Consider the following 16,313-nt stretch of genomic DNA (forward strand, 5'->3'; position numbering starts at 1 on the left):
ACAACGATGTAATACTATATAGTGCGGTTGTATCAAGACATCACCTAGAAATACGTCCGTGGGGGAAGGAATGGGCACTGATAAATTTAGGCTCGAATGGGACTTTCATCAACGGCAAGAAGGTAAACAAGGTCATCCTAAAGGATGGGATGGTGATTCGTCTAGCCAGTTCGGGGCCAAAAATAAAAATCAATATTAGCGACTCACCGGATACTGCCGGGGGGGATACCACACAACGGCCACAACGTCGTGTTACTGGCAGGGATTCCACGAAGGAAACAATGTTGAACAAGGACACGATTATGAGTAAGGAAACAGTAATCAGTGAATAATCTAGTCCACCCTATGTGAGCACCTTCTGGCTGTAGTGAGCCAGTTGTTTGATTTCTGTGAAGGAGGGTGGACTTTTGGTTTTGTTGGTGTCGTTTAGCCAGAGAAGGTATTCTACATTGCCGGCAGGGCCTTTGATAGGGGAAAATGTGAGACCTTGATAGTACCATCCCAGGGAGAGGGCGTGCTGTAGTACATTGTAAACAGCCTCAGCCTGTAGTTGACAGTCTCTAACAACACCATTTTTGCCGACTTGGCCTTTTCCCACCTCAAATTGAGGCTTTACCAGAAGGATAGCATCCCTAGGGGAAACCAGTAGATTCCAGAGGGTGGCGAGGACTTTGGTAAGAGAGATAAAGGACAAGTCCATAACTGCTAAGTCAGCTGGGGGTTGATTGCCGCCGTAGAGGAGTTGGGGTGTCAGATAACGAAAATTAGTCCTTTCCAGTAGTACTAGGCGGCTATCTTGTCTAAGTTTCCATGCCACTTGTCCATAACCCACATCTACACCGTAAACCCTTTTTGCCCCCCTTTGCAACAAACAGTCGGTAAAGCCACCAGTAGCTATACCGCCGTCTATGCAAATCCTGCCTTCCACAGAAACTTGAAACTCGTCCAGGGCCTTTTGCAGTTTTTCTCCTCCCCGGGAGACAAAGGGCATCTCTGCCAATAGTTCGATTTTGCTGTCAAGTGCCACAGGAGTGCCTGGTTTATCGACAATTTGTCCGCCCACTTTCACCCTGCCTGCACGGATCAACCTCTGGGCGATGCTCCTGCCCTCACACAGTTGTAACCTGACCAGCAACAGATCCAATCTCTCCTTAGTAGTCAAGGCTTGTTAGTCTTATTCAGTCTGCCCTTCCAACTAAACATCTTAACTAAATATTTAATGCCCGACAACAAGACGAAAATCTCTACATCCAAATCCCTAACCTCTATCCCCTACATCCCAACCCCCTCAGGGGCTGTAATAGTGACCGGGGACTTATAATGCCAAAGACTGGACTTGTTGTTGTTGGACTTTTGATGCCACCAAAGAAAAGTTGCCAATAAAACGGCAGCAACGGCTATCACCATAGTCATTTCCCTCTTGCCAAGAGAGAGAAGGTTTTGCGGCTTACCCGTGTTAGAAGGCTGGGGAGAGGCAAGGGAGGGGATAATCTCTGTAAGATGTTGCCACGACAATTGTGCTTCCGGGGCTTCTGGTGTTTTTTCCTCCAGTTTGGCATGTAGCAAGGCGACAGTAATATTATCATGTCCATTTTTTCCTAAACCAATTTCTATGAGTTTGTTAGCAGTGGTTTTCAGGTCGGCTCCTTCGGTTATGATGGGTAGTATGTGAGAGTGCCAGTACTGTTCCACCCTCTCATAGTCGGAGAGACCATCGGAACATAGTAAGAATACGGATTCCTCGTCACAGATGAATCGGCGGATGTGGATGGTTAACTTGCGGGAGGAGTCCATGCCTAAAGCCTGTAGAAGTGCACCGGTGCGAGGGTTGGCGGCAATGGGACGATAAAAGCCACAACCCATTCTCACTTCTTTAGTAGCCAAGTCGTCGTCTACTGTTAGCTGATGACAGGCGTCTTTGGTAATCCAATAAACCCGAGAGTCGCCTACACTGGCTAGATGAATTTCGTGGGCACAGGCCATTGCCATTACTATTGTAGTACCCATTCGCTCTCGTTCTTTACGTTTTTGTTGGTCATTCAATGCTGTAATTTGGTCATTGGCAATGGTGATGGCTTTGTGGATTTTGGCAGCATCAATGAGGGGTAGCCAGCCTTTACTATTTAGAGTTTCTTTGAGAGTTTTTTCATAACTTTTTTTCAATTGCTCTTGGACTATTTTTATGGCCATATTGGAGGCAATTTCTCCCGATTTTTGTCCTCCCAGGCCGTCACACACTATCACCAAAGTATCGATTCCACTTTTGGTATTTTTTAGTTCATTGGTGGGGGGATAACAAGAATCTTCGTTGTGTTTTCTCTTTTTGCCTGCGTCGGTAGCCGTGATTATTTTAAAGCTGCGATTGTAATAGTTATTACCCAGAATAAAAGCCACCTGGTCTAAAACTTCCAATACTTGGTCATAATCTGTTATTAAAGATTGTTCTATACAAGCGACAATTTTCCCGATTATATCTCTGATTGAAGGGTGAAATTTGTCTAAAAAAGTAGCCCAAAGCTTGCCGAAGTCTCTGATAGTTGGTGGGGAATCCCCGTCGAACCTTAACTCGATTATCTTAAGGATACTACCACAAGTACCGAGATTGTCGGGTGCCAAAAGACTAGATAAAACTTTTTGCTTAAACAGTGGCCTGACAAGATGTAGCATCTGCCATAACCAGTTGACTTGTCTAAGGGGGGAGGCTTTTTCCAATTCGTCTTGGAGGAGAGGAAACAAGTTGGGATGCATTGGTTTCCCCTCATCATCTAGGGGTATGCCGTCATACTCCAAGAGGAAGGCTTCCTTTTCTCCTTCAATACAACCGTAGATTTGCGGAAGGTGAAGACGATGACTAAACAGACGTAAATAAGACACCATTATGGGGGAGATTTCATCTGCGGCGGTGGGCAATAAGTCTGGTCTTGTGTCCAAGACTATGTTATTTTCTAATAAAAAAAAGCGGTTTGCCAACAAATCCCCAACTGAATAATTGTGAGACAGCCTCCCACCAACACGTAGATAACGCTTAACCACAGGGGTATGACAACGGCGACAAAATTTCTCCGTCAGGGGGTTAAAGGCCTTACACTTTTTAACAATACAGCGAATCTGAGGAAAAGAATCCGTCATGGGAAAAGCGAAAAGCAAAGTGGCCAAGGAAAATGGGATGTTGAATATACAGTGGTAATATACAGGGTATGGGGGATGATATCAGGGGATGAGCAACTAGGGCTAGCGTTTTAGCACCTAATTCTATGATACTCGTAGGGGGTCTGTTACTAATATCTGAAATACAAGCATTTGAAAAAATTCCCACCCAAGGGGTGACTGGGGGCAGGCGGTTTTAACTACGTACCCTGCCTTGGCTTCTCCAATGCCCATAACCGCGTCGATTGGTATATTCCAGGTCTTTGTAGCTATTATTGTGTTTTTTTATAATCTAAGGACAACTGTCTTCTAGGCCTTATTCTTGTATATTAAGTGTAAGTTAACACCCCAATTCCAGTTGTGCTCCAAATAAAGTCCTTCAAATAACTCTTTTCCCGCCAGAAAGTCCGTTTAAGGGTGTCTATGAATAGAGACTGGCCAAATTTCCTTGAACCACACAAGAAGTAATAACCTCTCTTATATTCTCAAAGCCTTGCATCCCCACGCTAGATTTGTATTTTATTAGTATCTTCAATGATCTCTTTTTTGCCCTCTATTAAGAGTACCAATTTCAAATCCTCTGGAGCAAGTATTTGAGCGGAATCTTATTACCAGCCATGGTATCCTGTTTTTTTTCTCTAGCGGGCGTTAAGGCAGATATTTTTTTGCTTTCTCCTCTGTTATTCTTTTAGATCTTCTATTTTTATGTAGGGATAATGCAGTTTATTCTTTTTGAAAAAAATTGCAGATGATAAAAATTTGGTACCCTGAATGGTTATTGGCCTATGACAAATACAAATTTATAGATTTTTATTATATTTTTTTTAACATTTATGCCGTTGATGAAGATAACAAGGGGGTGCATTGTAATAATAGGGTAGAGCTGTTAATACAACGTCAAAATAGTTGTCGGGGTAGGGCAAAATGGTGGCAAAGGATTGGGTGATGATGGGCATACATAGCTACCTCATTTTCTCGACTCTATCTTTTTGAATTCCTCTACTTTCCCACTTTTTGAATGGAGGTAAATTCCCCATCTCCAATGGTTGCTCTGCAGGGATACCCCTGGTTCCATAGAGGGAGACCCAATTTATTTTTAGAAACAATATGACTCCCCGTGACATTTATCTTATCACTGATTTTACAGCTTCTTAAAATTACAATTAGGCTCCTATAATATCCCCCACATTTCCTGTTTCTTTTTGCCGTTCGGATAATCACTGCTTTCTTGAAAAATAAAACATGGGGGGAGAATGAATTTAGAGAAGCTCTGCTGTTTTAAAAATTGACGAAATAGTATTGTTTTGTCACCACCACATAAATAATATAATCAAAATAGTTAGGTTATATATGGAATGGAGTCCTGGGGCTTTCTGCTATAGAAATGCCACGAAATAACCTAATTTTTATCTACCCAAATCCTTTGCCTGTAGGTTTGGCAGATCGTATGTCAAAAATATCAAAGTTTTCCTCGAATTTCTCCTTCAGTTTTCGTTTCCATTGACATTTTAAATGCCTAGGGCGGACAATAAGTATTTTTTGGGCAACATGTCGTGATTTCAACTCTTTAATAATCAACCCGGCCATGATGATTTTGCCGGCGCCAGAAGCATTGGCAATTAAAAAGCGAATACGGGGGAGTCTTAAGACATAACTATACACCGCCTCGATTTGATGAGGCAGAGGGGCTGTTTTTGAAATACTTACTGCTAATAAGGGTGCAAAGGAGGATGCATATCGGTAGCGTTTTATTCCTAGTGCCGGAAATGATTTCCATGCCGGTTGAGTAAAAATTCCTCCTTGGGTATTAAGTGATCCACATGGTTTCTGGTTAGACTTGTGGCCCCGAAAATACTTGCGTATTGCCCTATTTCCCCACTAAAGGCTACTTTTATGATTTCACTCTAGAATTTGCCCTTGACTACATCCCCTTGTTTAAACATATACGAACCTTTCTCTGTTACTGTCCTGTTAACAGGGGGAAATTGTGCATCCCAGGGAACAGTTGCTAGGATTGGGGTTTCTGACTACAGTAGAATAGAAGCGCTGAAGAAAGAGGGAAGAGGAATGAGGGAGAAGATTAGCATTCTGAAGGAAAACCTGTCCCGTACAATAGTAGGGAAGGAGAAGGCTATAAAACTGGTACTGGTGGCTTTGTTAAGCGGTGGCCATGCCTTGTTGGAAGACGTACCGGGGGTGGGGAAGACGCTGTTGGCTAAGTCCCTAGCTAAGTCTATCAATGGGAAATTCCAACGAATCCAATGTACCCCGGACTTGTTGCCCAGCGACATTACTGGCACTAATGTATGGAATCCTAATACTAGGGAATTTGAGTTTATTCCTGGGCCGGCCTTTGCTAATGTGTTATTGGCGGATGAGATAAATCGTGCCACTCCTAGGACACAGTCAGCGCTACTAGAGGTGATGGAGGAGAGGCAGATTACGGTAGATGGAGTAGCCAGAAAAGTACCCTCTCCTTTTTTTGTGATTGCCACCCAGAATCCCGTGGAATACCAGGGCACTTTCCCCCTGCCAGAGGCACAGATGGATAGGTTTGCCATCTCCTTGAGTTTGGGTTACCCTAGCTTTGAGGAGGAATTGGAAATGTTGGAGAGGCAATTTAACCCTACTGCGGTGGAGGAATTACAACCCTGTATAACACTGGAAGAGGTGCTAGAGTTACAAAAACAGGTGTCCTCAGTGAGGGTGGCAAAGGAGATTCAAAAGTACATAGTAACCCTGGTAAATGCCTCTCGCAATGACGATGACATTACCCTAGGTATAAGTCCTCGTGGGGCGGTGGTATTACAGAAAGCTTGTCAGGCCTTTGCCTTTCTGGAGGGGAGAGACTATGTGATCCCTGATGATATTAAGTTTATTGCTCCTAGTGTATTGTGTCACCGTTTGATTCCCGCGGGTGGTAAGAATAGCAGAGCCATTGTCGCCCGTCTATTGGACAGTGTGCCCTGGGAGTAGAGGCTACTCATAGGACAAGGGAGGGGGAAGAAGCCAGCAGGGTTTGGGTGTAAGGATGTTGTGGCTGGTGAAAGACTGTGTGGGTATCGGCCAATTCTACTATTTGGCCCTGGTACATTACGGCAATGCGGTTACAGAAGAAACGGGCTACAGATAGGTCATGGGTTATGAATATATAAGTAAGATTGAATTCTTGTTTTAGTGCCAACATCAGCTCCAATACTTGTGCTTGAACTGTAGCATCCAACATACTCACAGGTTCGTCACAAATAACTAGCCTGGGATGGGTAATGAGGGCCCTAGCTATTGCCACTCGTTGTTGTTGTCCTCCAGATAGTTCTCTTGGATAACGATTGTAGTATATAGTAGGATCAAGACCGACCCGGTAGAGCATTTCCTCTACTGTTTGACGGTTTTCTCTCTTATTACCCAAACGGTGGATAACCAGGGGTTCAGCAATGGCCTCTCCCACAGTCATCATGGGGTTAAGACAGGCATGTGGGTCTTGGAAAATCATTTGTACTTCTCTTCGCCAAGCCCTTAATTGTTTGCCAGAGAAGGTGGAGACATCTTGGCCCCGCCAGAGAATCTGTCCGGCTTGTGGGGGGAGTAGTTGTAAGATGGTACGGGAGAGGGTGCTTTTGCCACAGCCAGATTCGCCCACGATTCCTACTGTTTCCCCTTCCCAAACCCTTAGACTAACATCATCCACAGCCCTGATGGTTTTGCTGCCCTTTTTCAACCCTTTCAACCATTGTTGCAGGAAATTGCCCGTCAGGGTATAATACTGTCTTACATTTTTTAGCTCCAAAAGAGGAGTTTGGTTGTTATCCCCCCGGTGGCGGTTAGGGTTGGAATCATGCTGGTGTAGACGGAAGGCGGCTTGTAGGAGTGTACGACTATATTGGTGTTTAGGGTTGTAGATGACATCTCTGACGGCCCCCATTTCCACTATTTGGCCTTGATACATTACAGCTATGTTCTCACAGTATCTAGCGACCAAAGCTAAGTCGTGGGAAATCAACAATAGTGCCATCCCCCGTTGGCGACAGAGGGAGGTCAACTCTTCAAGAATTTGGCGGGCTATGGTAACATCAAGGCTAGTGGTAGGCTCGTCTGCTATAATCAACTTAGGTTCTAACAGGATGGCTAACCCAATGGCCACTCTTTGACGCATGCCACCACTGAGTTCGTGGGGGTACTGGTGGAATCTGTCGGGGGGGATTCTTACGGCTTCCAGACATTTTTCCGCCTTTTCCCTGGCTTGTTGTGGGGATAGACGGGGGTGGTGTGCTTTTAAGGTTTCTAGGAGGTGATTACCAATTGTCATAAGGGGGTTTAGACGTGTCATGGGATCTTGAAAAACCAAACCAACCCTCTCGCCGCGGAAGTGACGCCATTGGGTTTTGTTATAGGAGAATATGGACTGGCCCTCAAATTTAATATCCCCTTCTACCACGGTATCAGAAGGCAGTAGTCCCATTATCGCCCTAGCTATACTGGATTTACCACATCCTGATTCTCCCACCAAAGCCATTACTTCCCCAGGCTGCAATTGGAATGACACCCCGTCCACTGCCCAAACTCGGTTTTTCCGGTAGCCGATGCGGAGATTTTCTACTGCCAATAAGTAATTATTCATACTACAGGCAAGTGGGCCGCCATGATACGCAACAGATTTTATTTAATCATAAATGCCGGCTACTTCACTAGTTCCTCTGGATAAGGGGGCGCTTTTTTAAAAGGTTTTCCCCTTTCCCTGCCACAGGGGGTTGTCATAAACCTGGTGATACCCTCTCCCTTCTACTCTTCCATGTAATGTTTGTAAACCTCTGTTATATCCCAGTCCTCCTCTTGACCTCTCGCCGTTTTTTTGCTTGGATGTAAGGGGGGCGGCAGGCGAAAGGACTACCTAATCACCTTGGATGCGCAATTTTTTATTGCCAAATTTTATAGATTTTTGCGGTCTAATGAGCCTATTTCCCTTCTGTGGATGGAATCTCCGGCCCCTTATTTTTTATTTATACTTGAAAATTATTTTTGAATAAAAAATGGTCAGCAACAACCCTGGCAGTCACCTGTCCTGCCGTCCATTCTTGCAACCACTCTAGCATAGCGGGGATTTTTTGTCAAGGGGGTCGGTTAGGGAGACTGGCAGTGGAGATGGATTTGTCCGAGAAGGGAAGACTGTTTTTGACTGAGAGAGTGGAGTTTTTGGAGGGAAAAGATAACGGTTTCGGTGTCTTTGGTGGCTTTGGCAGAGAGAAAATCAGAGGTAACGGCGGCGTACTGAAGGAAAATATTGGCTAAGTCTTCCCTGTGTTTTCTAAGCTCCTCATGGGGGAGGTTTAGAAGTTTTTGAGAGTGTTGTTGAAAGATGGGAATGGCATCGGCAACTTTTTTACTGTCTCTACTGGCAAAAAAGGGTTGGAGTTGCCGGTTTAAATCTTTAACTGTCCAGAAAATATGACGGCAGGCAGCTTGTTTTTGGGAAGCACAGGAAGAAAGGGAAAGGCTTATAAGAAAGAGAAACAAAAGAGAGCAAAATCGAGGAGACATTGGGGATAAACAAGGGAATAACCAGGAGAAAATGACAAGGAAAAACAGGAAAAAAAAGAGAGGAGAAAAAAGAAGGAAATTAAGAATCAGCCAGGAGTTTTTTGCAATGGGCAAGTAGTCCACTACAAGCATCTAAAAGCAAGTCTAGGACATAGTTGAACCCCGCTTCTCCCCCATAATAGGGGTCGGGAACTTCTTTGTCATCAAAAGTAGTGGCAAATTCACAGATTAATTTAACCTTGTCTTTATATTTGCCGGCAGGGTCGAGTGCTAGAATGTCGTAATAGTTGGATTTGTCCATGGCAAGGATTAAATCATAGTACTCTAGGTCAAAGGGCTCAATTTGTCTAGCCTTGCCCTCCACTTGTATGCCCCGTTTCTTGGCGGCGGCTTGCATACGTCTGTCGGGAGACTCGCCGATGTGATAGTCGGAAGTGCCAGCCGAGTCGCAAAAAATCCTATGGGATAACCCTTCCTTCTCTACTAGGTGTTTCATTATAGCCTCGGCGGCGGGAGAACGACAGATGTTACCAAGACAGACAAACAGAATTTTCAACTGTTTCATTAATGGCCAGTAAACTGTAGTATGTAGGGTTTGGGGGTGGAAAAGTGAAAAACAAAAACGAAAAACAAAAACAAGGGGTGCAATAATGGGAATGGGGGGTGGAAGTGGAAGTCCGCCATTGTATATCCCTGACGGGAATTTGTCAATATAGGCCCATACAGTGGGATGAAGGAGACTGTGGCTGACCACACACACCCTATAATGGTCATAGGCTTCTCTCAGACACCAGGGAGATTAATACTGCTGGTTAGATTTTCCATTTTCTCCCTCATGGTTTGGGTGGAGAGTTGGTAGGCATTCCTGACGGCTTCTGTAACCACCTCAGAGAGTTTTTCCGCACCATATTGCATGGCTTCTGGTTTAATTTCTACCCTAAGGGGCTCTTGGTTGCCAGTAATTGTTACTACAACTGTACCATCGTTACTCTGGGCAACAAGTTGCATAGTTTCTAATTCTTCCTGCAGCTTTTTAGCCTCTTCTTGAATTTGTTGGGCTTTCTGAAAGGCAGCAGCCAATTCCTTCATCTTGCCCAAGCCGAAACTAAATCCTTTCTTCTCAGTCATAGTGGCTTATTTCTTTTCCCTAACTGGTTGTCTTGTTAAAAAGTCCAAAACAAAAACAAGAAAATTATACCCCTAAAACCCATCACGGCCAACTGCAAATATGGCTAACTAGCTGGCAATAGGTTTAACTGCCGCTAGAGAAAATCCTTTTTTCCTCAACTCCTCCCCCAAGGCGACACTGTTTTTTACCCTATCTACGAAGAGAATACCATTTAAATGATCCATCTCATGCTGGATTACCCGCGCCAACAAGCCTGATGCCTTTAGTTTTTGCTTTCTCCCCGTCTCATCTTTGTAGGTTACCTCAATACTTCTGGGTCGTACTACTTCAAAAAACACGTTAGGAACACTGAGACAGCCTTCCTCAAAGACGCACAAGTCCTTACTATACTTAGTAATTTCAGGGTTGATGAGAATAAGGGGGGGAGTGGCGGGATTATCGGGTTGACAGTCGACGACAATAACCTGTTGATTGACACCCACCTGAGGCGCCGCTAAACCAATGCCATTTTCGGCATACATAGTTTGCAACATCTGTTTGGCTAATTGCCGGATATTGTCATCTATCCTGTTAACCCGTTGTGCCGGTTGACGCAAAACTGGATCTCCAAGATAATGTAGGGTAAGGGGCGCTCTAGCAGGTTTTTGTTTTTCAATGGCAATGCTGGATAGAGTCATAATTGCAAAATAAAAGGGATTGGGTGTAAATCTGCGACTGTGGTCTAGGGTAAATTAATGCTAACAGTTCCATCTTAACCCGAAGAGAAACCTAGTGCCAACAGGAGAAAAGAGAGACTGATAATGGCTGGAAGAAGTTATGGTCTAAGATAAAAAAAGATGTCAAGATGGGGCAGTATGGGGATAAAAGAAAGACTGGCAAAATGGGAAGAGATAATTGAGAAACTGGAGTCGCCGTCGCGGGAGAAAACAGAAGAGTCGATTCTACTGAGAATATTAGTCCAGATGATGGTAATAGTGGGGATTATTGCCACTGATATAGCTTCAGCTAACCCCCACCCTTTTAGTTTTTGGGCAATACCCCTAAGTATAATGGGCGCGGTGGTAAGTTGGAAGCGACGGAGGGAGAAGAATATTGCCATAAAATTTGCCCTAGCCTTTGCCATGATATTGACGCTGCTGGCATTTATGGGCAAATTGTTTGAAAATCTCCATGATACTCGTTTGGTGTTGGCAGAATTCTTGATACAGCTACAGGTTTTGCACAGCTTTGACTTACCCCGTCGTAAGGATTTAGGCTATTCCATGGTTATTGGTTTAATTTTAACGGGGGTGGCGGCGACCCTATCGCAGACATTAGCCTTTGCGCCTTGGTTGTTTTTATTACTGTTGTTGGGTATTCCTACTCTTATTTTGGATTATCGCTCAAGGATGGGGTTGCCTCCATGGGAGAAAACTATTACCGCCATGGGGGAGGGGGAAAGGAAAAAATCAGGGGATTATTGGCAAAACACTCCCCTTTCCCCCAGACGCATAATAGCCTCTTGCCTGGCAATTGTCACCCTAGGATTATTTATTTTTGCTATAATGCCCCGCTATCCCAGCTATCAAATCCAGAGTTTTCCCGTAAGTGCGCCAGAGGGGTTTGAAAATCTAAGATTCCAGGAGGGTGCTAACAGGAGCATTGTCAATCCGGGGTATAATCCTGATGGTACACCAAGAGGGGAGATAACGGGAACTACTAGTGGTGGAGTTGGTGGTAACGTCGGCGGGGAGAAACAACAAGGGGAGTGGGAATTAGGATATTACGGGTTTAACAGTAAGATTAACCAGAATCTAAAGGCCTTTATAACTGAAAGGAAACTAGTATTAAGGGTACGTTCTCAAGCTCCAGGATTTTGGAGGGTACTAGCCTTTGACCATTATACAGGACAGGGGTGGGAAATATCTAGGGAGAATCAGACCATTGACATTAACCGTTATCCTTGGAGTTATCAGTTTAATCTTTCATTACCGGCCTTTGAGGGGGAAACGAAAAAAATTATCCAAACCTATACTGTGGTAAGAGACTTGCCCAATATTATCCCCAGTCTATCTTATCCACAATTTTTGTATTTTCCTGCGGCACAAGTGGCAGTGGATACAGAAGGCAGTCTTCGCTCACCGGGAGGATTATTAGAGGGGTTAACCTACACAGTGGTGTCCCAGGTGCCTTATCGTAGTCAGAAATTGTTACAAAAAGCAGGGACAGACTACCCCGATAATATCAGTAAGTACTATCTTAGCATTGATCCCCAATTAAAGCAAAGGTTAAGGGTAAAAGCCAGGGAATTATTAGATAAAGCCGGCAGGGAACTCCCCAGCAATTATGATAAAGCCTTATATCTGGCACAGGCCATGAAACAAAATTACCAGGTGAGGACAGATTTTTATTTGAAGGAGGGGGAGGATTTAGTAACTGCCTTTTTGAAACAGGGAGGCGGACTGCCGGATCATTTTGCCACGGTGTACACTATGATGTTAAGGGCATTAGATATCCCTGCCCGTTTTGTGGTTGGTTTTGACACGGGACAGTTTAATCCTTTTACGGGGTATTATCTAGTCCATAATACCGATGCCCATGCCCTAACGGAAGTCTATTTCCCCAGATATGGTTGGTTTCAATTTAATCCCCTACCGGGGTATGAGATAATTCCCCAGTCGTTTGAGGATGATAATCCCTTTGGAGTTTTAGGAATCTTCTGGAAGTGGATAGCGGGGTGGCTGCCTTCGCCAGTGACTTCCTTTATAACTATAGTGTTTCAAAGAATAACAGATGCCATTGTCGGGGTATTAAAGTCTAGTCTGGTGGTAGGCTTATGGCAGTTTGTAACCGGGAGTCTGATAGGGATTTTGGTGGGGGTTTTAGGGTTAATTGCATTGGCTTTTCTGGGGTGGCTTGCTATTGACATTATGAGGAGGATATGGCATTACCGTCACCTATCACGACTACAACCCCCAGAAAGACTTTACCGGGAGATGTTAGAATTTTTAGGGGAAAAGGGTTACCCCAAAAATCCTGCTCAAACCCCAAGAGAGTATAGTGAGAGTTTAAGAGAATTTCTCACTCCCCAACAGCAAGAGATTGTTTCCTTGATTTGTGACAGTTATGTTAAGTGGCGTTATGGTGGGATTACTCCCAATGTGGATTATCTGTATTCTCAGTATCAATTGTTAAAACGCAGTCTTTCCCGTTTGCTACCTTCTTCTTCTGTTAGTAGCAAATAATTTTCACCAGGGAGCGGTCAAAAATTGTTATAATCGTTGGACGCCCTATTATCGGTTTCTGTGTGAGGAAAACCGGTTATACTGGTCAGGGGTTGATTTCAATGAAGATTAACAGTATTAGTGTAGAGGAACTGGCAAGGATTTTAGCAGACAAAGACTCAAAGGTGCAATTGGTTGACGTGAGGGAGGAGTCGGAGGCTGAAATTGCCTTCATCCCCGGTTTTAAGTTATATCCCCTAAGCAAGTATGAAAGTTGGCGTCATAGAATCAAGGAAGAATTGAATCCGGAGGTAGAGACTATAGTCATATGCCATCATGGTATCAGGTCTGCCAACATGTGTCAATGGCTGACTAGTCAGGGTTTTCGGGATGTAAAAAACGTAATCGGCGGCATTGATGCTTATTCTCGCCTAGTTGATCCTAGCATACCTCGTTACTAGACTGGGTTACTACTGACTAAATGGTGACTGGGTTGGCTTATTCTGCCTACTTTCCCTGGGGTTTGTGGCTGGAAAATAATCCCACGGACGACTTTTCCCGATGACTGCCCGAGGTGTATAATTACAATTCTCACTTTTTTTTTGGGCTTTATTCCAGGTAACCATGGGAAAGAGAGTAGTTGCAAGAAGAAAAGAGAAATATTCGCCGGCACTGTTATACAGTGTTGGGGAGGAGGGAGACGACGAGTTGTTTTGGGAGAGGGTGAATGAGCCTTATCGTACAATTTTGGAGGAGTGTTACTATCTAAATGAGGAGGGTAGATCTAGTCAGTTGGATGCCATTACCAACAGTATAAAATATCACAGGTTTAGCTATTTAAAAATAGGATGGGAATTGTATCAGGTAAAATATTACCGTTTGTACAGAAGAAGGTATAAATCCTTCAAAGAGTATTGTGAAAAAGCGGTAAACTACCCGTTGTGGAGGGCAAATAAGATAATTGCTGCCGCTTTCATCGCAATAAAATTGATAAAGGCAGGTTTTAATATAATTCCGCAAAATGAGTCCCAAGCCAGGGTATTGTTAGGGTTAGATGATGAAGAGTTATCGGAAAAATGGCGGGAGGTTTTAGACAGTTATCTACCCCACCAAATAACAGCAAAAAAGATTAAAAAGATTGTGAACGGTGGGAAAAAGCCGAAAGAGATAAGCGTAAAATTGCCTGTTATGTTAGTAGAAGACATTGAGAGTAAGGCTATGCAAAATGGCATGACTTTGATAGAATTAATTACAAAAGTTTTTCAGGGCAAGTTGGTAATAAATAAAGACGGCACCGTGGAGAAAAATGAAGAAAGAAGGGAAGAGATAATAGAATGTCCAGGGGAGGATATGGTAAAAAGATGGCAAGAAGACCTAGAAAAATTGGTAAAAACGAAAGAAATAGAGGAGATGGTATGGCAATTAGGACATAGTATAAAAGACATGAAAGGGGTTATGGGACTGTAATAGATAGGTTGAGGGGGGAAGTGAGGGTCTACCCTTTACATTTTCATTTATATTCCCCTTTATATATTTCTCTCGCTTGGGGGGCCTTTCCTGAATTTTAATTATTGAAATAAAAAATCATTAAAATGGGAATATATCAGGGGCTTTTTAGTAAAAATTCTTAATAGATTTATTGAGGGAAAAGGGCCCCCGGGGGGGGTGTGGGGTGTAGGACCCAGGGGCCCATAAAGGGGAATAAGTGGAGTAGGATGTCAGATTAGGAGTTAATAACCCGTGGCGGCCACCTGATAACCCTGAGCAAGTTTGTCCAGCTGTTGCACCAACAGACTTAAAAATAGGCCGACGTCGGTAACAATACCAATGGACTCAAGGGAACCACGATCGGCTAATTTGGTGACTACAGCGGGGTTTATGTCCACACAGACCATCTTAACCCCAGCAGGGGTCATGTTGCCCACCCCTATCGAGTGAAGCATAGTTGAAAGCATAAGTATCAAGTCGGTGCCTTTGAGGAGACGGGCATATTCTTCTTGAGCCTTGATCAGGTCCATTATAGTGTCGGGCAGTGGGCCATCGTCGCGGATGGAGCCGGCAAGACAGAAGGGCACATTGTTTTTGACACACTCATACATGATCCCCTTGGTGAGGATGCCTTGTTTGACGGCATTAGCGATGCCGCCGGCACGACGAATCATGTTAATTACCTTGAGGTGGTGACGGTGTCCACCCTTGACTGGCACTCCCTTCATCATGTCAACACCGAGGGAGGTGCCCATAATGGCCTGTTCGATGTCGTGGACAGCAATAGCATTCCCTCCCAGGAGACACTGGACATAACCCTCACGGATAAGACGGGCGAGATGATTGGCACCACCAGTATGGATAACTACAGGGCCGGCCACTACTACTACTTTCCCGCCCCTGTCGCGGATATGGCGCATTTCCCAGGCGATTTGTTCCACCAGCAGCTCAACGCGACGCTCACTGGAGACACCGCCACTCATGAAACTGAATTCTTGAGTTTTGTGACGCTCTTCGCGGGATTGGGGGGAGATGACGGTGCGGATGCCTTCTACTCCCACCACCACCTTATCTCCCACCCTCAAGTCGCGTAGAATCTTACAGGTGGCCGTCACTTCCTCTCCACTGTCATCCACCACAATGGCGGCATCCATGCGCTGATTGGCGACACGAACCCATTTGCCTTTAACTCTTACTTCTGTGGGGTAGATGGTAGTAACATAGAAGTCGTCGGGGGCGACACCATCCATGTCTACCACTTCTAAGACAGCATCCTTTTCCTCTTGGGGGAGGGAGACGGCGCCCAAGTCAATCAGCTGACTGACAATGTCCTCCATTACTTCAAGGGAGGGTGCGGAGATGCGCACTTGGGCGGAGGAGGGGGATTGCCTTTCCAAACCCAGGTTGAAGTTGAGTACTTTGAAGCTGCCACCCTCTGCTACAATGATGTCCAGGGCACGGCTCATCAATCCCGTGTCCAAGAGGTGTCCATGCATTTCCACCACGCGGGTGATAATGGGTTCATTGGCATGGACGGTTTCGAGGATAGGCTCAGTCAGTCTAAGGGTGAGACATTTGGCGGCGCCACCGGCTTTGAGGAATTCTGTGAGGGGGGTTTGGATTACTTGGAATCCTTTTTCCCTTAACTGTTGCTCCAGACCTGCACTAGCCTTGTTTAATATGATAACATCGTCGATATTGACCGCGTTACAGGCGAAATTGACGGCATCGGCTTCATCGATGGGGATGCGTTTTTCTGGAGGCACCCGCATTTCGATGAGGCGGTTGGAGTAGCTATCGAAGGCGCCGGG

At 44.8% G+C, this 16,313-nt stretch carries 14 protein-coding genes; 5 read left to right on the plus strand and 9 right to left on the minus strand.

Features of this window, described 5'->3' with window-relative positions; genetic code table 11:
• The coding region (locus tag IGQ44_08715) for an FHA domain-containing protein (GenBank protein ID HIK38058.1) at positions 1-332 on the plus strand (332 nt) is incomplete at its 5' end.
• A gap of 11 nt (positions 333-343) precedes the next feature.
• Here IGQ44_08715 and IGQ44_08720 read toward each other — a convergent pair.
• The 3 genes from IGQ44_08720 to IGQ44_08730 all read right to left on the minus strand — a co-directional run bounded on the left by IGQ44_08720 (position 344) and on the right by IGQ44_08730 (position 5,010).
• The gene (locus tag IGQ44_08720) at positions 344-1,162 is read right to left on the minus strand and encodes a TlyA family RNA methyltransferase (protein ID HIK38059.1); all 819 of its coding nucleotides are present in this window, start codon (positions 1,160-1,162) and stop codon (positions 344-346) included.
• A gap of 110 nt (positions 1,163-1,272) precedes the next feature.
• Positions 1,273-3,129 carry a protein phosphatase 2C domain-containing protein gene (locus IGQ44_08725; protein ID HIK38060.1) on the minus strand — a complete coding sequence of 619 codons (1,857 nt, stop codon included), beginning with the start codon at positions 3,127-3,129 and terminating at the stop codon, positions 1,273-1,275.
• Between the two features lie 1,428 nt (positions 3,130-4,557).
• A complete protein-coding gene (locus IGQ44_08730) occupies positions 4,558-5,010 on the minus strand; it encodes a DEAD/DEAH box helicase family protein (GenBank protein HIK38061.1) in 453 nt (150 codons plus the stop codon).
• 204 nt (positions 5,011-5,214) lie between these two features.
• Here IGQ44_08730 and IGQ44_08735 point away from each other — a divergent pair, with 204 nt between their 5' ends.
• Positions 5,215-6,123 (plus strand): MoxR family ATPase, encoded by a 909-nt coding sequence (locus IGQ44_08735; GenBank protein ID HIK38062.1) that lies wholly within the window; start codon positions 5,215-5,217, stop codon positions 6,121-6,123.
• Between the two features lie 7 nt (positions 6,124-6,130).
• Here the strand turns inward: IGQ44_08735 and IGQ44_08740 are convergent, their stop codons facing one another.
• The 5 genes from IGQ44_08740 to def all read right to left on the minus strand — a co-directional run bounded on the left by IGQ44_08740 (position 6,131) and on the right by def (position 10,488).
• Positions 6,131-7,765: an ABC transporter ATP-binding protein gene (locus IGQ44_08740; protein ID HIK38063.1), complete on the minus strand. Its 1,635-nt coding sequence runs from the start codon at positions 7,763-7,765 to the stop codon at positions 6,131-6,133.
• A gap of 500 nt (positions 7,766-8,265) precedes the next feature.
• A complete protein-coding gene (locus IGQ44_08745; GenBank protein HIK38064.1) occupies positions 8,266-8,658 on the minus strand; it encodes a hypothetical protein in 393 nt (130 codons plus the stop codon).
• Positions 8,659-8,761: 103 nt separating this feature from the next.
• The gene (locus tag IGQ44_08750) at positions 8,762-9,247 is read right to left on the minus strand and encodes a low molecular weight phosphotyrosine protein phosphatase (GenBank protein ID HIK38065.1); all 486 of its coding nucleotides are present in this window, start codon (positions 9,245-9,247) and stop codon (positions 8,762-8,764) included.
• 218 nt (positions 9,248-9,465) lie between these two features.
• Positions 9,466-9,810: a YbaB/EbfC family nucleoid-associated protein gene (locus IGQ44_08755; GenBank protein HIK38066.1), complete on the minus strand. Its 345-nt coding sequence runs from the start codon at positions 9,808-9,810 to the stop codon at positions 9,466-9,468.
• A 108-nt stretch (positions 9,811-9,918) separates the two neighbouring features.
• Positions 9,919-10,488 carry a peptide deformylase gene (gene def / locus IGQ44_08760; GenBank protein HIK38067.1) on the minus strand — a complete coding sequence of 190 codons (570 nt, stop codon included), beginning with the start codon at positions 10,486-10,488 and terminating at the stop codon, positions 9,919-9,921.
• Positions 10,489-10,665: 177 nt separating this feature from the next.
• On the opposite strand from def, the gene IGQ44_08765 reads away from it, so the two are divergent.
• The 3 genes from IGQ44_08765 (at position 10,666) to IGQ44_08775 (ending at position 14,481) form a co-directional block, all read left to right on the plus strand.
• A complete protein-coding gene (locus tag IGQ44_08765) occupies positions 10,666-13,035 on the plus strand; it encodes a DUF3488 domain-containing protein (protein HIK38068.1) in 2,370 nt (789 codons plus the stop codon).
• A gap of 101 nt (positions 13,036-13,136) precedes the next feature.
• Positions 13,137-13,475, plus strand: coding sequence for a rhodanese (locus IGQ44_08770; protein ID HIK38069.1), 339 nt, complete (start codon positions 13,137-13,139; stop codon positions 13,473-13,475).
• A 163-nt stretch (positions 13,476-13,638) separates the two neighbouring features.
• Entirely contained in the window at positions 13,639-14,481 is an 843-nt protein-coding gene (locus tag IGQ44_08775; GenBank protein HIK38070.1) for a hypothetical protein, read from the plus strand.
• A gap of 263 nt (positions 14,482-14,744) precedes the next feature.
• Here IGQ44_08775 and IGQ44_08780 read toward each other — a convergent pair.
• The coding region (locus IGQ44_08780; GenBank protein HIK38071.1) for a TIGR00300 family protein at positions 14,745-16,313 on the minus strand (1,569 nt) is incomplete at its 5' end.

The sequence above is a fragment of the Geminocystis sp. M7585_C2015_104 genome, from assembly GCA_015295805.1.
Taxonomy (GTDB): Bacteria; Cyanobacteriota; Cyanobacteriia; order Cyanobacteriales; family Cyanobacteriaceae; genus DVEF01.